The following is a 21114-nucleotide window of genomic DNA, read 5'->3' as shown; positions in this document are numbered from 1 at the left end:
TTTCGGTAAAACGTGACTTCTTCATAGATCGCTCCTGATGCATTGATCATAAAACTCTCTACTTAAAACCCCAATCATTTTTTGGGGGGATTACAACTCTACTAAACACCACGATTACTTTTCTTTGGCATTTCTACGTATCTTCTTACTTTTTGCTGCTGTTAATTTCGGGGGGATTACCATTCTGCTGAACAAAAAAAACTATCGGATGACCCATGGAAAGGATTACTAGAAGATGGAGACGAAAATGACAACAGAAATTAATGTTCTTAAGTTGACGTTGCATAGCTATCTAGTGGGGTATTTGGCAGGTACAAAAAACGGTCGTAATGTTCTACATTTTGCTGAAAGCTATCAATCTAGTACAGCACGCCCTACTTTCAGCTTAACCACCCATCCAAATTATCCACGTGCTGATAAAATGCTATAAGAGCCATGGGCTACAAACCAACGCCAGCCCCCTATTTGGACTCGTTCCCACGCAGTGCATGGGAACGAGTTGAACTTTAAGCACCTATTCCAATTAAGAGGTTGCCTGTTATTTCTGAAATACCTCCAGCGTAACGGCAACTCAACTAACTAACCGCTCTTTTTCGCTACAGAAAAACACGCTTTCTCGACATCTTCACTAGACTTAAAAGAGACCACGCCCTCTCCTTTCTCATTTTTAAAGACAAAAGGCTCTTGGATGCAATCGTCGCCTTTTTTAGAGACATAATAAAACGAGTGGTCTTTCATGATTACATAGGCATTGCCCGTATCCATCACTCGTTTACCCCAAATCACATTGCCTTTTATAGAGTGTTTCCGACATAAAGCCACTTTCTCTTTAGTGGAATACGCTTTATCAAATTCAGGGACTGTACAGGGCTGATATTCTTCAATCATTTTATTAGCTAGGAATGAACCATTGGAATAACCCGCCATAGCAGGCAAAAGAATAACTATGATAGGTATAAGCAAAACAAGTTTGGTAATGGCTGTTGAAACACTTCCCACAGTAGCGCCAACCACACTGGCTAACATTACCGTTTTTGTGGCTGAATCAAATATCTTTTTAAAGACGTTTTCGACCCACTTGGAACTCTGCTCTACCATCTCACTTTTTTTGGAATCGCACAATCCAAGATGCAGCACAGCACCAGCAAGCGCAAATATTATCGTCATCAATAGGATCAGATCCCATGGCGCGAGCCAGCCTGATGAAATCAAACGATTCAATGGCTCTACAAACCCAATCACTGCAAAATAATACACTTCCTTTAACTCGTAATTCGCGGCCACATCGTTGAGCCCCATCGTGTCCAACATGCCTTTTTGCACAGCAACACCAAATATGGCAACAACCGCAATTAAGCACGCATTTATTTTTAAAAAGAACCCCCAAGTAAAAACCGGCTTCTTTTCGGTTTTAGAGTTTTCTTGTTAGCTTTCTTTTACTGGGGTTTCAGTTTGCTCAACAGTCATCTATATACATTCTCCATTATTAGATTAAACGTCTCTTTCACAGAAATACTTGAAAGAGATCGATCTCCTTTAGCGAAAGCCATGCCAACTTTATTTTATATATTTTTCAATGAGTTACAAAAATAATAAAAATATAATTCGTATATAAAATTACTTTTAAGTAAGAAATATTACTTTTTACCGTTAGTTACCCCTTACAAAAAACGAAACCGCTAAGGTTCTAATAACCAAAGCGGTTTCTCTATAGCATCTATGTACTTATGGCTTTATCCATCTAATACCGAAAGCATTAAACAGCCCAAATCTGCTTTAACCTAGCCACGGTATGCTCCCACTTGCTAGAACGCGGTCTAGCAACGGTGTTTTGATTACCAAACAGACCGATTTCATTGACGGCTTGCTCAGTGGATTTAACGGAACATAGCCACTCAACTGGCACGAAGAACTCAGCTTTTTCTTCTCCGTGTTCTTGTTCCAGTCTGTAAGTTCCCACCAGCGACATATCTGAGGTAATGAATTCATCTGCAATGATCCGTTTACCAGTAACCGTTGCGACACCGACATACCCCGTCTTAGGGATATTCACCCAAACACGGTCGCCGGGTTTCAACATGGACAACGTCTTGCTGTACCAATGCCCAGCACCCGCAGAAATAAAGCCATATTTGAGCGCGTCGTCCCAACTCCTACCCCCTTCTCCCGCTCCAAAGCTACAATAAAATTCGCCATTCCAGTCGCCTTTTTGGCCGCTGTTCGTGGCTTTTTCTTCAGTTTCTTCTGGGTCTATCATCCATGCACGGCTTAGATAACGACTCTCTCCGTCCTGAAACACAGAAAAGAAAACAGCGTTAATCGGCACAAGGGTTTTATCATTGAGGTAGGAAATAATGCGTTCAGTACTGGCGTCCAACTCCGACGCGACCACCACCATTTGGTGCTTTTTATTGAGCTCTTCTTCCACCAACGAATCGCCAAACTTCGCTTTAAAAACCGTATCAAACGACAGGCTAGAATCACCATACTTTTTAACGAAATCAGCGTAAATCGAACTGATTTTATCGCTCGAAAGCGTTTCCACCCAAGACGCATAATCAATCACCTGCGCGACCACTTCGCGGGAGGTTTTATGCTTTTTCAGCTCGATAATAATCAACGCGCCTTCGCGATCAATCGCCAATAAATCGATGTATTTACCGTAATCGGTCAACACCTGACGACCAATCAACAACCATTCCTCATTCAGAATGGTTATGTCCTGAGCAATCAGTTCTTCTAACTCTTTTTCGTTCACCAGCGCCGCTTTCTGAACGGCTTTTGGCTTCTCGCCTATCTTCCAAATTCCGTGTTGTACTGCCATGTTTATTCTCTTTTACCAGTGCTTAGACATAACCTTAATGCGTTTTATCATTGATAAACACTGCAAACCAAGTGTTCCAATCAGCACTGTTTTCAATTTTTGCCGAGCGATAACACTCGCCGATTCGATTAATTTGTTCTGGAATGGAATTTTCAAAGAAAAACCTATGTAATCCATTTTGGAGATTAAGACGCCAATAGCCCAATCCTTGATCAAGCGTAATTTGTGCTTTTTGACCAGATTCGAAAAGCAAATCTATACAGCGTCTATGCGGAACAAGCCTCTTATCTTTATAATCAACCTGAGTCTCTGAAGCGCCCATGGAATCAAGCCAAGCATTAAAAATGGTTTTATAGTCGTTTTCTATAGACCAATCGTGAAAAACAAACCTTCCATTATCTACTTTATTTCTGTCATAGCACGTCAATATATTTACATGACATTCTTTAGTCGCCAAAGCAGATATCACCTCACCTAACATAAGCATACTAGATGGGCTCTGTAGATAACGATCTGTATAGTGGAGAGAGACTAAACGGTCATTGTTTAACAGATTAGCAAGTCCATCATCTTTGCTTCTCAGCATATGAACAAAACGCTGTCCAAAACCTTTTAATGGTCCATTAAGCTGTCGTGATATCGACACTTCAACCGAACCCGAGCTGGAGAAATGATTAACCAATTCAAGTTTCGCGCCCAATACTTGTGGCACAGACGTGGATTTAACCGAAGTATCGTCACTCTTCAACCACATCTCACCTGGCTGCCTTGAGAGCACATCTAAACAGCCTAAAGTCTGACAGCCATCATCTAGCACCGCTTGAAATACAATTGGGAGATCGGTCTTCGTTATTTCCACTTTCGCGCCAATAACGGACAATTGCGCTAAAAACTCAGTCACTTCAGAAGCCCTTTCGCCATCAGATATCATCACAATGACATCAATCTCATCTGCTAGAAGCGTATGGAACAGCTTCTTCATAAAACCAATACTAGTGTCCCATTCATCGGGATCGCCAGAGAAGAAAAAGCGAAAGGCTTTAGGTTTATGACGTTGCAATTCGGCTAACTTTTCTCGGATGGTAAAAGGGTTATATTCAGCGTTATGAGCCTTTCCAAACATATGCGCATATTGAGGCGACAATTCTAGATAATCAGAAAAACCAAAATCATCGAGCCATTGCAAAGCATTCTGACGATTTAGTTTATCCACGTCGTGGCGCGAGTCGGATTCAAGTAAACAAGAGTGACAGTAACGATCGCACTCTTCCGCACACTTCAAAACTTCGTTCATCTTAGATAAAAGTCTGGCAATTTGATGAGGAGCTGACGTTGCAAATCCAGCACCTCCTCCGATCATGTCAAAAAGCTGAATCGCTATCGCCTTTTGCCCTTCACCTACAATAACTTCACGAGTGCTATAACCGACTTCGCTTGAAGAAATGCCAAGCAGCTTTACCAAAGCTTCACGCAATGCGACCGCAAGAGTAAGCACAATACTTTCATCAACCAAATACTCTCCGTTAATAGGATTACGAAGAGTTAATTCAAAAACATCTGTGGTCGCGTTATAGCCCAAATGCACATTCGATAAAATTTGTTTAGCAGCATCACAAGTAGGGTCATCTTTTGGCCCAGACTGATACTTACTTGGCATAGGCGGCCTATGCGCCCCTTTTGGGTCTAGCTTTTTCGGGTATTCTCCCGTTGCAGTCATGGATTCAGTTTTGCCACAACCAAGACAAACCGCATAACCTTCACCGTTCAAGCCAGAACTATGATGAAAGACATGCCCTTGTGTATCAGACGCCATAAAACCTAAATTAGAATTTGGGAGTAATGTACTTTCTCCCTTACCCATTACCCAAGGTTTCTGAACAGGAACAAAGGTTGTATGAGCAATATTATTCGAAGGAGGTCGATAAAAATCGACAACAAAACCGGAAGGTTGCAATACCTTTCTTTGATTCTTTACTTTAATCGGCTTCCCACAAGAAGGATTGCTGCATTTCAAGCCTTTCTGCTCACTCAAGTCTGTCTCATAGCCTTGCTGTCCGCACGAGGAGCATCGCCACGCCAAATCGAACTTTTGCGTTTCTGTTCCCCCCTGAACATGCGCTTTTTGCCAACCAAGAGAAATACCGGCGGAAAGATGTACCCTACCATCCAACACCACTTCTGAGCCTGGTGCAAACTCTCGAATCGCAACCGCAAGGTTACGACTAGGCATACCGCGATTTACAGACACATTATCCTCGCGCTCAAACGATACAGCACTATGATCATCGTTCTTTTTCTTTGACTCTTTATATTTACCTTTCCGCTTATAATCTTCATAGTTATTTACGTTAAGATTAACCACATCGGTAGGAAAACCATGCCCTGGTAAAAAGCCACGACAAGCTAAATCTCGCAACAGATATTCTTTACATAGACGGGCTAAATCCCCATTCAATTTATAGGAATATGGACTTTCACTATCTGCTGTCGACAGCTCACTATTAAGATAGCGATACTCTTTCAACCAACGTTGAGCAATCTGCTCAACTGTCTTTTGCGTCGATTCACAAAGTTGATGGACACTATACAGAGATAACTGAGTCCCTCGAACCAGTAACTCTAAAGAATGTTTAAGGTCAGCGGCTTCGCTCATTAACCAATCTTTAAAGCGCTCATAAATCGATTTTGATTCAGTTCCTGCAAGATAAAACCACTCTAAACTAAGATTAAACTTCTCTTTAGTCGTAGAACCTACAATCTCACGAAGGAAGAAACCTAATAGGTAAGCATTCACATGACGCTGTACAATTTTACCAGAGCTAAACTCCACTTTAGGTGCAGGAATTTGCGTCACAAACGGCCACTTAGGGTTGTTAAAAACAAATTGATCATGGGGGTTATGTTTACACAACGTAAAGCCAAGTGCTCTGGCTTCTTTTGAGCGACCAGCGCGACCAGCGCGTTGAAGATAATTTGCTGGATGAGGAGGCACATTGTTCATCACCACCGCAGATATACCACCAATGTCGACCCCCATTTCCATTGTCGTCGAGCAGTTTAAAACGTTCTTTTCACCTTTCTTAAATAACTCTTCATAACGTTCTAACCGTTTTGAATCTTGCTGAGCAGAGTGTTCCGCTGTAGTGTAATAAAACCCGCCCTCGACAACACGGTCATTAATGTCTGTCCATAGGTTTTGTTGTCGCAACGTTTTAATACTATCGTTAAGTGCCACACTCTCACGAATATCTTCAACATATCGACTACTGTCATCAGACGATGCTAATTTCCAAATCTCAGGAAGACCCACTTTCTCACATCGCGCTTTTTCTACTTCCATATTCCATGGCATATAGGGTGATAAGCCTTTGAATACAGTATCAATTAACTTGTGAGTAATCGGACAAATGTACGCATGAGTCATTAACGAAAAACTGACCGTTTCAAGTCGAAGTTTATATTGCTTATTGGCAAACTCGGACAGAGTTTGGCTTTTCACCAAAAAGTGCCAAGCCACTTCTAGCCAATCATTAATAATATCCTCAGCGACCTTATCCGTTGGATCGAGTTGACTACCTTTGGCAAGCAATGAAGCTAATCGCGCTTGTCTTTGTGTTTTTGACTTTGCCTTTGGCCAGCGTTTTACTCGACTATCCTCATCGTCTTTGGAAGCAGAACTCATCAAGAACTTCGGATAAAAATGCATACCAATCCATTTCGACCACTCTTCATCAATATGTACAAAGGAGTTTTCTCTAATATGGAAGTTCATGCATACAATCAAAAAATCTTTCCAATCTTGAAGCGTATGACCGTATTTCTCCCAATGCTCTGGTACGTTAGTTTCCTGCTCAATATGCGGATAGACAAATCTAACCAGCCCTTGAGTCTCTAAATTGTTTCGATGCTTAGGTCGACGGGCCATTTCACGAGTTAAGATCATGGCGGCTAGTTTACCTGGCCCTTCATGCTCAAACACTTCTGGTGCCAAGTATCTGTTTTCCCAGAGCATTGAATGGGCAACATGTTCATCAGATCTTATAAAGTTGACTAGATCACGCCAGGTTATCGGATCAGGCGTTTCAACCTCTCCTTCTTCCAAACAAGCAAGATACTCTAAAATAAGCTTTGCTTCTTCAGGGCTTTCGAATTCAAGAAACTTGGCATAGCTGCGTAATTTATCCGCTGGCATAGAGGCATAATCACTCACTTTTTCAAGTAGCATAGGATCAGCGTTAACTTGTCGACTGATATATTTCTTAAGCTCCATCACAGCAAGGCCGCGCAATAAAGACCGTTCAGCGTCTTGCTGCATATTGACAGAGACTTTCGCAGTACCTTGTCGGCTATCAGTGAAAGTTATAAGGCGTCGGCCTCGTGCTGGAAGAGAAGCTACCCCTTTCGATTTCGACTTAGATTTCTTCTCTTCTTCGCCTGGTTCGTAATCTGGACAATACTCTAAAATAGTTGGCACCGCGTTGGTAGTATAGAATGGACCTCCCAGCAAACCTCGACGAAATGCTTCGCCATGCTTACCTCGGCCACTAAACCCGCAGACAGAACACTCAGAAGCATCGGCATTTACAAATAGAGAAAAGTCGCTTTCATTCGTTGCTACTTTGCCATCTTTTGTAAAGGGTACACTGTGATAACCCTGTTCATCAGAAGCCCGAACTCCCATCACAATACGGTCTGACAAGGCATTGTCGTTGGTTACAATCACTTCATCTTCACTGTCTTCGTTTTCCCTTTCTCCTTCTATTAGCGAGAAATCATCGACCGAGCGATTAACCCAAGGAACTAAGCGCCCGTTTGTATCATAAGCACCAAGTAAATGAGGCTCATTACACTCACCACAAAAAGCAATTTCAAGCACGGATGCGCCACATTCACAGTGAGGTCTCTGCTGACTATAGACATAGCCGAAGGGCCATTGACCATCCAGTTTAGAATGTTCTTTGTGTGTACAATTAGGGTTTACACAAGACCACAAGCCATTCAGAGTGCGTTGAAAATAATGCGCTCTCAGCTTAAGAAAAGCCTCTGCATAAGCGTGCGGTTTTGTTCCTGTACACACATCTAACCAACGAAACAATCTGTCTTCTGTTAACTTAAATGGCGATAAAATATCCAGCAACTCATCAACTAGCTTAGGCGTCGCCCCTTCAGAAGTCATCGCATTGCGAATTGCCACAGCAATTTGAGATTGTTGCAGCGCGGCATACCTCAACTCAGACACCTCGGGGTCAGGTTTATCTGATTTTTTCGGTGAGATTTGCCCCTCAGATTCAATCTCCTCAATGTCTTCTAAAGACAAATGCTTGAAGCCAACGTCCTCCAAAGGAGGAACCACTCGCTTACCACCAATCACCTCTACTTGATCAACCGATATATTTGCAAGGTTTGCTAAATACTCTTTTAAACTCTGTTCTGCTTCAGTTCCCGCAATGGTCGCCGAGGTAGCCACAAAACGAATGTCTTCGGGCTTTACTTCAAACGCTTGCATCACACGGCGTAATTGCAAGGCCAGCTCTGCGGCTTGAGACCCCATATAAGTGTGCGCTTCATCCAAGACAATCCAACGCAATTTGCCTTTCGATTGTTCAATAATCGGCGCGTCCGTTTGGCGAATCAGCATGTATTCGAGCATGGTGCCATTGGTGACTAGAATGGGGGCTGGATCATTGCGCATCCCCTCACGGCTCATTACATCTTGAGGGTTATCTTTTTGATTCTGCCACTCTTTACCCGTTACCTTTTCGGGCGTTTTACCGTTATAAAGACAGAAACGAATATCCCCTTCAAAGTGTTGTGTCCAAGCATTCAATCGCTCACGCTGAGAGTTAATCAAGGCATTAAGCGGATATAAAAAGATCGCACGAACACCAGTTAAATGGTCATCTGTTTTGCTTGTTTCGCGGTAAAGGTCTTCAAGTACAGGTACCATAAAACATTCCGTTTTACCCGACCCGGTACCACTGGTTATGATTCTTGATTTCGGTTGAGAGTCTAACAAGTCCGACCAAGCTTGATACTGATGCTTAAAAGGCTGCCAATGCTTTTTAAACTCATAGCGACCATTTTTTTCGTGATCCAGCGCGTCAATCACGGCTGTAGATAACATCGGCATATCCGACATTTTTCTCGGATGGGTTTCCCAGCCAAACATTTGCTCAAAGACGGGACCAGTAACAAAGGGCTCACTTCCCTCTATTAACTCATTTAGGTGTGCTCGCAAGTGTGTATTGTTAATACCTAGTACGCCTAACGTTGCTTCTTTTGCACGGGTGTTGGCTTGTTGTTTTAAGGTTGAAAAATACCTTTTCATTGCTTATTCCTCTGAATACACACATAGACAGCACTGGAAAACCGATTCAAACCATGCACGATCAAAATCCATTAACTGCCGAACTAAAACATTATCTAACTCTACGGTACCTAGTACGTCTTTCCATGTGGTTCGACCCGCCACTATCGCAGCGGCCACAATAGGAAACAGCACCACCGCTACCTGAAACCGACTAGGAATATCAAAACACAAGAGATTAGGTTCTCTGTGGCTAATCCACTGCTCTAGCGCCATGGCATAGTGCTCGGGCCACACAACCCCATCGTCACTTTTATGGCGAAGCAGATCAGCACGCCACATTTCAATCAAGGTAAAGTACATCGGCCCTTTTTTAGCAGAGACATCAAATAAATCAGAAAGGCCAAGAAAACGAGCAATGCTGTTTTTCTTGTTACTCACCCGTTTGCCCAAGAACTCCTCAGGACACCCCTTAACCGTCAAATACTCCCGATAACAACCTTCCGCTCTTTGCCATGCAGAAGCTGGCAATAGCTCCCACAACACGTTCAGCTCAATCTGCATCGACTGCATTACCTCTTGTACATCATGCTTCGTTGCAAACACATAAGCAGCTAGGCAAGAAGGATGCTTAGCTAGCGCTTTCCAAACTTCGAACGTCACCATAGGAAGGTGAGTAAATTGACCAAACAAGGCATCGAGATAAGACCAACTCGAATGAGTTAAATCCCGCGCCATGTCATTCAACACAAAATCAAAGGCTCTTGGGTTAGCTTTGGGATGAAACTCCGCCACCGCTTTACTTAAAGACTTAGCTTGATTGGTATTCAACACAGAATGAGTAGCTGGGATAAATATAGCCCGAAAAGAGATCGTCGAATCTTCAGACGGCACAGCAAGATAGGGAGAATCCAGATGACTTGGCAACTCAAATTTACCAATTGGCGCACCGCCAGATGAGCGCTGCAAAACAGGGCGAGGCTTTTCATTTGGATCAGACAAATTGATCAACTCAACCTTCAAATCAGCGAAATCTTTCACATCACGTTCATTAAACGCCAGCAATTGCCCTTCTTTCTGAGGTGAGACTGAATAGCGCCCAATTTCATACTGTTTGGAGTCGCAACTAGGGCTACTCACCACCATACGAACCACAGCGTCTAGCGCATCAGAAGCTGCCAAAAGCGCTTTTATCTTATGGCGAAACTCATACAAGCTCACTTCTTGGTAAGCATCGCTAACGCGGTAAGAATAGTTTTCCTGAACAGAGTGGCGAGATGATGACAGCGCATTCAACTCAATGTTATAGCACGTATTGTTTGAATCAGGCTCAGCAAATAACATGGCGCGAGCGCCTAACAACTGATCAATGACCAACTTTCTCGGCAATACTTTGTTATGTGCATCAAACAGTAGCGCCCCTTTCGCTGGAAACGGCACTCGAAACACAATCGGTTCTGCTAATAAATTGGCACGTACCTCAACGTCAACGTTAGAAGGAGACGTGCCGTCACAAACCAGTTCGAATACCTTGCCATTGTCTGTTTTGTGCGACTTAACGCTCACATCAGATTGAATCGCAGAAGTAATACGCTGCTCACACGACACATGAACAAAACCTTGATTGGCCGTCTTACCTGCTCTGATCTGAAGAGAAAAACTCTTGGGTAGAATCGCAATTTTTTTACGATACAGAGTTTTACCCGCGGCTTTCACTTTAAGCACTTGACGGCCAAAAAAGCCCGAAAGATGCTGTAACTGCTCTATTTTCTGGTTACCAATATAAATTTTAGACTCAGGATAGAGACACGAAACCCATGGAAATCCCTTATAAACTGGGTATCCCAAGTTTGACTCAATCTCGAACTCCTCCCCTTTTATTTCCAACAACTCCTTTGAAAATTGGTCTGCTTTTGTCGATACGACAAATTCATCGCTGTCTTCCTCTGCTTGCTGGTGAACCGCCAGCTCGCCAACGAACTCTAAAAAACAATAATCGTCTTTATTAGCTCTTTCACGGATCTCAGCCATTTCCTCTGATGGTAAAACCTGAAAGGCGTTTGACATTAAAACCCACAAAGAAGGTGCCTTTTTGCTCACACTTCCCTGTCCAACAAAAACATGTCTATCCTCACGTTTTTCGAACACCAAAGGCATCTCTGACAACATTAGTGCAGTGTTTGGCAATACCTCACGATAACACTCGTTACCACCTTGCATAAGTACAATACTAAGAGGGGCTTCTAATTGTCCTCTAGAGAACTCCGCACGTGTTCTTGTTAAATGTACCTTCGACGCTTTTTCATTCAGCTCGACTCGAACCAAACCTAAGCGAACAACGGGCTGTTTGCCTTCACAAATAAGCACCTCAACCATAGGGCTACTAAAATGCCCCCTCCCGTATTCGATACTAAAGGTTTTAGCGAGCTCGATACGAGTGGAAAGTTGCAGAGCGTCAGTATTTGCTAACCACTGCATCACTTGGATTCGCTTACCTTGTTCTTTGGTTGCTTTTCGGTGGCTCGCCGCCGACTTCAAAAGGCCAGATAAAAGCTCCTCGCCCGTCGTGTTGTCTAAAGGTATTGGGAAATTCAAGCGCCAATTTGGGTATTCTCTATCCAGATAAGCAACGGGGTGATCCTGCGTTTCTAGCGAAAAACCATCAATCACCTTATACAGCTCAGAGACCATTCGATCCAACAAAGACACCGTTGTTTCTTGCTGGAATGCATTGGCCATGTTTTTTAATTGTTGTTGAATATAGGGAATAGTTGATACCCCAAGTGCCTTGGCATGGTCATAGTCTATCAATAGGCGCTTAAACATTTGTTGAAACCGACTGCCTTCGCTGGCCAATAAGGCAAACGGCACACCACCCTCACTGAATACGGTACCCAAGTAGCTTTTTTGGCCATTCTCGTATTGGCTCACGCTTCGTTTCCAAAACGCTAAACCTTTTTCCACCACATCTGGACGTTTATTTGGGTCTATCTCATATCCCAAACCAGCGAAGATTTCCAACCAGCTCCAGCCAGAAATATACTGTCGGCGATACCATTCTGCACCATACAAACAAAAGGCAGCGCACCACCCCGTATCTTTAGAATGTTGAAGAGAGTAAGACGACTGCTTTAACAAGCTATTTAAGGTAAAAAACTCTGTTTCATTTAATTGATAGGAATATAACGGGTTACCTGTTGGCGCATCAACATTGCGTTTACGCAATAACGTTTGGAGCCAATCATTAATCGCACTTTGGCGTAGTATCATAGGTCTTGTCCTTTCTTCCTTAACCTTCTATCGAATCACTGATGGTTTCGATTTTTGCTCTGTGTTCATTTATTCGATTCTGTGCTTTGCGGATGCCACCAGCATAGCGGTTTTCGTCGCCGAGGTTTCTACCCCATTCTTTTAGGTCTTTTAGGCGGCGTTCGTCCATCGCGATCAAGGTATTCAGTGCCGTCACTTTGGCGGTGGAGGCTTGCTCGTCGATGGCGCTTTTTAGCAGCTCCAACGCCTCCATTTGCCCAGCCATTGCTTTGAGTGTGGCGTGTTCAAACTGGTCGTTTTGCTTCTGTTGCAGCACAAACGAATAAATTGCCAAGCCCAATGCCGCACCCGAAAACAAACTCGCACCAATACCAAAGGTGGTAGAAAAGTACGAGGCTTCTTCAAGGCTTGGGTAATAACTCAACACACCAAAGCCTAAAAACGGAATCATTGCGGCAAACACCATGACTATTGAACACATCTTTTTCATCTATCTCTCCTTTACTGTTTCAAGAGAGATAGCGAAAGCTATGCCAACTTTATTTTTATATATTTTTCAATAACTTAAAATAAAACCAAAAATTCAAACCGTAATAAAAACTACTTTCTAGTAAGTTTATTTACCTTTATTTCCCTAGCCGCTCTTACCTTCCAAAAAACAAAAACCGCCGAGGCAGCCAGCACCTTGACGGTTTCAATATTGCTAATTCGTCCAGTGAAAGTCTCGCTGCCAATCCATTGCTTTATTCCTATAACTGGCCTGAAAAAGCTTTTTGGCTTAACGAATTGAAAAGCTCATCAAGCTTAAACAGAGTTTTTTTATATCTTTCAACCTTTTTATATATGCCATTAACTTTTGACACGAAGCCCCGCTGAGTATTTAGATCAGGCACTGGAATCAAAAAGCTTTTAATTTCAACTAGGTGTAAATCCGGCACTCCTGCACCTTTTATAGAGCGATCAGCCTGTCGCTTAACAGAGGATGAATTCATTACTTCAGTTAAGAATCTAGCATCAATTAAATTGTGGTTAGGTTTAATAAGCGCAACACTAACGTATAAACTAAATTCTGTATCAGTCTCTACAAGTGCAGCTCGACCATAAGTCGCTCCCACTTTCGTATAAACAATATCTCTTTTTTCTACATTACATCTTTTTGAATATTTAATGTGATCTTCGAGTGAAATAAATTTTGTATCGTCAAAGCTAATACGCCCACCAATAATATTCTTAACCGAGATAAAAGGAATTCCTGAATCAGCATAGTTTGGTTTAGCATGAACTCCGTCCGTTACTTTAAGTGACACCTCTTCTACACTCTTAACCTCCCACCCCTTAGGATTCGTCACGGGATCACCAAACATGTCTAAGAATACTGAGCGGAGGAATTCATCGGCGAGGTCGATGGCTTGTTGGCGTTTGCGGCGTATGGCGTCGGCTTTATCAAGGATGGCGGCAATGCGTTTTTGTTCTTCTAAGGGTGGGAGGGGGATCATCAGCTCCCTTATATTTCCTAATGAAACGAACTTCTGCGTACCGCCACGAGAGTTGCTTTGAAACTGCTGCTTAGCTAAACCACAATTTAAGTAATGGTAAATGTATCTATTACATAAATCTGAATTCGCAAACTTAAACAGCGCAACATTTTTAATTGAAAAGTCGAAGTCTTTCCTTACAATCACTGGGTTTCCAATCGTTCCAATCATTGCATATAAAATATCACCATCATCTACGGCAGATCGTTTAGAAATACTCTCGTGATCCTCTTCACTGATGTACGTACAAGTAGAGTAATCAATTTCTCCATTCACTAAATTTTTTGATGTGACAAGTGGAATACCGGTAGCTAGAGCCTTGGGGGAATCGTGTGTCCCATCACGAACGTCCATTACATCATTTGCTTTCGCCCACACCCACCCACTAGGCAAACTATCATTACAACCAAGTTTAATCACAGCATCCCCTCAAGTTCTTTCAGGTCTGCCATAATCTCGTTTTCCAGTGCCATGAGTTTGCCAAGGATGACTTTCGGGTCTTCGTAGACTTCTTCTTCGTACACCACTTCTTTGTAGCGGTTGATAGACAGGTCGTATTTGTTACTGGCGATGTCGGCAGCGTCGACGACAAAGGCTTTTTGGGTTTTGTCTCCAAACTGCTCGTTGACCTGTTCTGCCATGGCGTTGTCTAGCACCAGCTGACGGTAAGCTTTCCATTTGGCAATGGCATCGGGCAGGTCGTTGCTGTTGTCGCCTTTTAGTGGTGTGCGTTTGTCGTCTAAGGAGTAACCGTCCGCTTGTAAGTCGTAGAACCAAACCCGCTCTGTCGTGCCGCCTTTGGTGAACAATAGGATGGCGGTGCTGACACCGGCGTAGGGTTTGAATACGCCGCTGGGTAGACTGATGATACCTTCCAGTTGGTTGTTTTCGATTAACTCTTTACGCAGTTGTTGGTGGGCTTTGGAGGAGCCAAACAATACGCCATCCGGTACAATCACCGCCGCACGGCCGCCGAGTTTGAGTGCTCGTAGAATATGCGCCACAAAAAGCAGCTCGGTCTTTTTGGTTTTGACCATGCTTAGCAGTTCTGGGTTGGTGTTGGTTTCGTCTAGGCTGCCTTTAAAAGGCGGGTTGGCGAGAATCACATCAAAGAAATCTTCTTCCTGCTTTGGGTAGTTCTCACGAATGGATTTGTTTAGGCTATCTTGGTACAGAATATTAGAGCCGTTTACCCCGTGCAACATCATGTTCATGCTGGAAACACGCAGCATGGTGGTGTCGAAATCAAAGCCCCAGAACATGTCGTCGCTGATGTGTTCGCGGTAAGGTTCGAGTAAGTCTCCCGAATAATGGGTGTTGCCCTCTTCGTCTTGCCATGTGCCTTCTGGACTGGAGTGTTTGCGGTTTAGATATTCCATAGAACGCGCTAAGAACCCCGCTGTACCGCATGAAGGGTCGCATATAGTATCAAACGGTTGCGGGTCGATTATGTCGATCATAGCGTCGATGATATGGCGCGGGGTACGGAATTGCCCATTAATGCCTGCGGTGGTGAGTTTGCTAAGCAGGTATTCGTATATGTCCCCTTTTACATCGCTTTGCGTGAGGGGAAGGTTTTCGACCATTTCAACCGCAGCCACCAGCACGGATTCGTTTTTAATTTCTAAGTCGGCATCTTCCATGTATTCGGCAATGTTACCGAATGCTTGTTTAGTGGTGGTGGATTCTTCGCCATCCTGAGTCTGCCCTAGTTGTGCAAAGTGCGGGTACACCTCATTTTTTAAATGCTTGTGTAGCGTCTTTCCATCTAGGTTTTTGAAGTTTTTCCAGCGCAATAATTGGCCTTCTTTGGTGTCTGGAAAGAGTCGATCAAACGCTTTACCCGTGCGGCTGGCTTTGCGCTCAGCGGCTTCTTCTTGCATATCGAGCATGCGGGCAAACATCAAATAACTGATTTGTTCGATCACGGTTAACGGGTTGGTGATACCGCCTGTCCAGAATTTTTCCCAAAGTTTATCAATATCGTTGCGGATTGGTCCGGTTAGCATTTTGTCTCTCTTGTTGTCTTCAAACGCATACTTTTGAAGTGGTTATGTTTGTTAGCCTTTTTTAGTTCGCTCGCTTTATGCGCTAGGCGGCGTCCTAATAAAGGGCTTAAGTACTTGAATTAGGTCGTCTACGTCGCTTTCTTTAAATACGCCATCTGGCCCTGCGTGATCGACGTTGGTAAAGGGCTCATCGTACAGTTTTTCTACTTCAATAAAACCGTAATTTGCAAGGTAGCCTTTAAGCATGTCCATAAAGCGTACTTGTTTAGAGGTTAAGTTCGGGTGACGATGAACAAAGCCTTCAAAATGCTGGCTGACTTTTTCAGGGTCTAAGCCAATAAGCTCCTGCAAAGTAATATGTAATTGATCCGCCGTGCGACCGTAAAACTCGTTTAACACTGTCATATTCACGGTTGGGTGTGCGGTGAGTATGGTTGAGGTTAGGTTTTTGAGCTCGCTTTCGGCGACGGGCTGCTGTTGTTTGATTTTTTGCAAAATCGGGTTGATAGCGACCATTTTCTCAAGCACTTCTTTGGCTTTTCGACGGTACAAACTCAGCTCGTCTTTTTCAAAAAGCGCTACTTCACGTACTTGATATGTCATGGCGCTATCTTGAGTACGCGTTAATGCGATATCTAAGGTGCCAGTGGATTTAGAGCGGCGATACTTCATAATGCCACGAAGTTTTTTGCGCGATGCATCGAGTTTTTCGACACTCAGCGCTTGCCAGAAATCCGCGCTTAGCAGCTCATCTATGTCCTTCTGTTTCTGGCGTACCGCTTGTATTGTCCCAGCGAGGTCGCTGACTTGTTCTAGCAATGTCGCCTTGCGATCTTCAAGACTGCTGCTTTGCTCAACGATGCTCGATTGTAGGGTGGCAATAAGTCGATCAAATTGGCTCGCATGTTTGTCTTTTAAAGGCCTTGCCGACATAAGCGGCGCTATTCTACTTTCTAGTAGATGTTGCGTCGAGCCATCTAGCTGTTTGAGTTGGTCAGTTTCTATCAGTTCTAGCACCGCTCTTAGCTCTTTGCGAACCGCGATGCTTTTGTCTGGCAAGTCGGCAAGGTCTGCTTTAATCAAGTCTACCGCTAAGTCATAGGCTGCAACTTGGTTGTATTTTTGTGCTTGTACAGCAAGAGCCACGCGGCTTTCAAACGTGGTTTGCAGCAATGACTTACTGCCTAAGTCATTTGGTTCTTTGTACTCTTGTTCAAAGAAGTCGAAGTTACCGAAATGATCGAAGATCAAGAATTCCTTTTTATCTTGGCCTTGCCCAAACAAGTTGGGGCATAAACGCGTTCCTCGACCTATCATTTGCCAGAATTTCACCCAAGATTTCACGCTTTTCGCGAACACCAAGTTGACGACCTCTGGCACATCTATGCCTGTGTCCATCATATCGACCGAGATGGCGATACGAAATTCACTGTCGGCTTTTTTGAACTCTTTAATCACGCTTTCAACATGCGGCACTTTGTTGTGGATGACTTTACATACTTTATTGCCATATTGAGGGTAGAGTTTGCAGAAAAGCTTTTCTAAGTGATCAGCGTGTTTTTGGCTCTGCGCAAAGACAATGGTTTTACCGACTAAAGACTGAGTTTCGTCTTTGATGCCGTTTTCCATTAAGCCTTTTAAAATTTCCGTGTCTGTTTTTTCACTGAAAATTTTACGACCAATGTCCTTGCCTTCATATGTGGCGTTTTTGGCCTCGTCTACGCCTAAGTCGTCTTCTAGTTGACGTTTTTGTTCTTCTGACAAGTCGTTGTAGTGAATACCTTCACGCAAAAACTCTGTCGTCGCATCGAGCACTTTAAAGTCCACTAAGTAAGGCGGCTCATGTTCAATGGCTTTTTTAAGGTCAAACTCGAAAGTTGGGTCAGTGGTTTCACAACCGAACATATCGAATGTATTACGGCTGATGAATTTTACAGGCGTTGCCGTTAAACCCACTTGCAAGGTATCGAAGTAGTCGAAAACATCGCGGTAACGGTTGTAGATACTACGGTGACTTTCGTCAGCAATAATAAGATCAAAGAACCCTACATCAAGCTGAGCAAAACGGTTCATCATCCCCGGGTAGGTAGACACATAAATACGTGCGTTTTCATCAATTTTGTTGGTCTCGCCGATTTCGCAACGCGGCTCACTGGGTAGGTTTACTTTAAATGCATCGCTCGCTTGGGTTCGAAGCTCTTTTCGGTCACATAAAAACAAAACACGCTTCGCCCAGCCTGTTGTGAGCAACAACTCCGCCAGAGCAATAGCAACACGGGTTTTGCCTGTACCTGTGGCTTGAATAATGAGTGCCTTTCTTCGTTGCTCCTGAAAGGTTTTGGCAACGGATTTAATCGCATCTATTTGGTAAAGACGATCCGCAATCGCTAAGTTAGGGTTATGTTGTTCTAACGTGGCAACGCGATATTGGCGCTGGAACATCACATATTCGAGACTGTCTTTGCTGTAAAAGCCATATACAACACGTGGTGTATTGTAATGTGCATCGTCCCAAATGTAAGTTTCAAAGCCGTTGGTGTAAAAGATAACAGGGCGTTGTTGGTATTGCTTTTCAAGGGCATCAGCGTAAAGACGAGCCTGTTCACGGCCTGCTTGGTCTGACGCACTCGCGCGCTTGGCTTCGACTACCGCCAATGGCTTACCATTGTCTCCCCATAGCACATAGTCGGCATAGCCTTTACCAGATGGGTTATTTGGAAACGCCAACTCCACTTCAATGCCTACACTTTCAGGGCTCTTTACCTGCCAGCCTGCTTGTTCCAGCATGGTATCAATAAGTAATTGGCGTGTTTTGGCTTCGTCCCATTGCAGAGTGTCTGCAACGGCATCACTGGCCTGCTTACGCTTGTCTTGGTCTGGCTTAGACGGCGCATCAAGGTATTGGAGGTTTTTCGTCCGTTCTTTTTCTAACTCTGTAATGGCTTCGTTCAGTAATAATTGCTGCTTTTTCAGCTCTTCTTGGTATTTGGTCAACGAACCAGATAATTTCACCACTTCATCTGAGTTGTTTTTTATCTCGACGAACACAGGAATATCAGGCTTTCTCGTGTCGTAATATCGTATCGCAAGATAAGACGCAAGTTCATGAGCAATGCCTAAAGCAATGCTGGCATCGCGGAGGTTACCTTGACCGCCATGCGCCGTTTCATTGCCTTGCCTTCTCAAGTGATTAAGTTGATACACCAAAGAGGCATTCACGCAACGTTTAAAGGTGTGATCTCGTACCAGATCATTAAAGGTTGATTCTGGTAGCCTTGGTAGGCGCTCTTCTCGATAAATCGCTTTTGTTAACTCTTCACCAAAACCTCGTAGGCGAGTCAGCGCACTGCCCGGATCTATATGCAATACGGCTTCAGCCAAGCCTCCAAGATTCGCTAAGGTTTCGTTGTTAGCGCGTAAAAACTCAAAGTTTTGTGATTTCATAAATAATATTTTTTCCATAACAACGCTATTGCGAGCAATGTGCCAAGTTTTAGTTACATCACAATTTTACGTTGTGCTTTTTAATCCAGTTATCGAGTGTTTGGTGATTATTTAAACCAAGTAGCTCCGCTGCTTTCGCCTTTTTGCCCTGCGCCACTTGCAGGGCCTTAGGTATGTAATCACCGACCACTTCCGAAATAATATTTTGAATATCAATACCTTGAGAGACGTCCTTTTCTAACAAGTTGGTGTTTTTATCTGGGTATTTGAAGAAGGCTTGTTGTATGTCTTCTGCCGTGATGATGTCACCACTACCCCATAGCGATGCTCTTAATATGGTGGATTTTAGCTCTCGAATATTGCCCGGCCAGGTGTGGTTAAGCAAAGCACTCTTCGCAATTACGGAAAATTTCTTACCTTTTAGTAAGGAATCTTGCAGTATAAGAGCGTCTAACATTTGTTCGATAAGCAGTAGCATATCACCCTGCCGCTCTCGCAAAGGAGGCAGTGATAGCACGCCAATGGCGATTCGATAAAACAAGTCTTCTCGAAATGTGCCTTCGCTTATTGCTTGCATCAGATCTTTATGAGTTGCGCAGATCACTCGCACATCAACGTGTTGGCTTTTCATTGCGCCAACTGGAGTGACCTCCCCTTCTTGCAACGCTCTAAGTAATCGAACTTGAACAAAAGGCTCTAGCTCACCAAATTCGTCTAAAAATAAGGTGCCGCCATTCGCTTGTTGGAAAAAGCCTTGGTGGTCGCTGTTTGCTCCTGTGAACGCACCTCTTTTATGACCAAAGAGCATGGAATCAACCAGCTCAGTAGGAAACGCACCACAGTTCACGGACACAAACGGCTTGTCTGCACGTGCACTGGCATTGTGAATGGCTCTTGCGAACAACTCTTTCCCCGTCCCTGTTTCGCCTTGAATCAAGACAGGTACTTCACGCTTAGCAAGAATTTCTGCTTGATGCTTTAAACGCTGCATTACTGGGTTTTGGGTAATAATATTTTCAAACGCTGCACTGGAACTCACACCATCATTGCTAAGCTCTGTGAGTTGTGTGTTGGTTAGCTTGGTGGCTAGCGGTGTGTATTCAGCAGAAATGTCAAAAGGTATTTTTACCTCTTGTACGCCTTGTTCTTTGCTGGATTGATAAAAACGAGCAGAATACTTCGTTTTCCCTAACAAAATCCAAATAGCTTGCATGGCAGGCGTGCCAGGACTCAATAGAATAGAGATATCAGCGTTTATAGTTTTAAAAGCGCTTAGATGCTTATCTGTAACATGGAATATAGCCTCAAAATCAACAGGAGAGACTAATGTTTCTTGATAACTCTCTATTACATCAGATGTTTTGCGCTTCAGCCACTCGATGTATGGGATGCTTCTGGCTTTAGGATATGAGCAAAGAAGAATAACGCGATCAAAAGAACATTTGGATAGCGTAGATGATATAGGAGCATCTAATGGCGTATCAGAGGAAGCAGCCCTTAAGTCTGTTTCACCAATCCATGAAAAAAGTACTTTTTCAGCCACAAATACATCCCTTATAAAACAACAGTCTAATGATAGTAAAGACTACTACAGTTTTTTTACTAGGTATATCACCAGAAAAACAGGGTAAAGGTCACCATTTTCACCAATTTTAAGTAACTTGGGACACAAATGGGCCAAAATTAGATACAAAAAAGCCGAACACTGGGTTCGGCTTTCGTAAC

Annotated in this window: 10 protein-coding genes; 1 reads left to right on the top strand and 9 read right to left on the bottom strand. The window is 43.5% G+C overall.

Features of this window, described 5'->3' with window-relative positions; translation table 11 throughout:
* The first annotated feature begins 247 nt into the window (after positions 1-247).
* A complete protein-coding gene (locus tag DFP76_RS16765; RefSeq protein WP_113875711.1) occupies positions 248-430 on the top strand; it encodes a hypothetical protein in 183 nt (60 codons plus the stop codon).
* 149 nt (positions 431-579) lie between these two features.
* On the opposite strand, the gene DFP76_RS16760 is transcribed toward DFP76_RS16765, so the two are convergent.
* The 9 genes from DFP76_RS16760 to DFP76_RS16720 all read right to left on the bottom strand — a co-directional run bounded on the left by DFP76_RS16760 (position 580) and on the right by DFP76_RS16720 (position 20932).
* Entirely contained in the window at positions 580-1323 is a 744-nt protein-coding gene (locus DFP76_RS16760) for a hypothetical protein (protein WP_113875710.1), read from the bottom strand.
* A gap of 433 nt (positions 1324-1756) precedes the next feature.
* A complete protein-coding gene (locus tag DFP76_RS16755; RefSeq protein ID WP_113875709.1) occupies positions 1757-2824 on the bottom strand; it encodes an endonuclease NucS domain-containing protein in 1068 nt (355 codons plus the stop codon).
* 34 nt (positions 2825-2858) lie between these two features.
* Positions 2859-9152, bottom strand: coding sequence for a DEAD/DEAH box helicase (locus tag DFP76_RS16750; RefSeq protein WP_113875708.1), 6294 nt, complete (start codon positions 9150-9152; stop codon positions 2859-2861).
* 3 nt (positions 9153-9155) lie between these two features.
* Complete coding sequence (locus DFP76_RS16745) at positions 9156-12401, bottom strand: STY4851/ECs_5259 family protein (RefSeq protein ID WP_113875707.1); 3246 nt, start codon at positions 12399-12401, stop codon at positions 9156-9158.
* A gap of 19 nt (positions 12402-12420) precedes the next feature.
* Positions 12421-12891 carry a hypothetical protein gene (locus DFP76_RS16740; RefSeq protein WP_113875706.1) on the bottom strand — a complete coding sequence of 157 codons (471 nt, stop codon included), beginning with the start codon at positions 12889-12891 and terminating at the stop codon, positions 12421-12423.
* Between the two features lie 259 nt (positions 12892-13150).
* Positions 13151-14356, bottom strand: a complete 1206-nt coding sequence (locus DFP76_RS16735; RefSeq protein ID WP_113875705.1) for a restriction endonuclease subunit S — start codon at positions 14354-14356, stop codon at positions 13151-13153.
* The gene (locus tag DFP76_RS16730) at positions 14353-15945 is read right to left on the bottom strand and encodes a type I restriction-modification system subunit M (protein WP_113875704.1); all 1593 of its coding nucleotides are present in this window, start codon (positions 15943-15945) and stop codon (positions 14353-14355) included. The genes DFP76_RS16735 and DFP76_RS16730 overlap by 4 nt, the downstream gene beginning before the upstream one ends.
* Positions 15946-16020: 75 nt before the next feature.
* The gene (locus DFP76_RS16725) at positions 16021-19389 is read right to left on the bottom strand and encodes a type I restriction endonuclease subunit R (protein WP_113875713.1); all 3369 of its coding nucleotides are present in this window, start codon (positions 19387-19389) and stop codon (positions 16021-16023) included.
* A gap of 58 nt (positions 19390-19447) precedes the next feature.
* Entirely contained in the window at positions 19448-20932 is a 1485-nt protein-coding gene (locus DFP76_RS16720) for a sigma-54 interaction domain-containing protein (RefSeq protein ID WP_113875703.1), read from the bottom strand.
* Positions 20933-21114: the final 182 nt, after the last annotated feature.

The organism is Marinomonas aquiplantarum (assembly GCF_003314975.1).
Classification (GTDB): Bacteria; Pseudomonadota; Gammaproteobacteria; order Pseudomonadales; family Marinomonadaceae; genus Marinomonas; species Marinomonas aquiplantarum.
The sequence above is the reverse complement of the archived record's forward strand: the minus strand, read 5'-3'. Positions and strand labels throughout refer to the sequence as shown.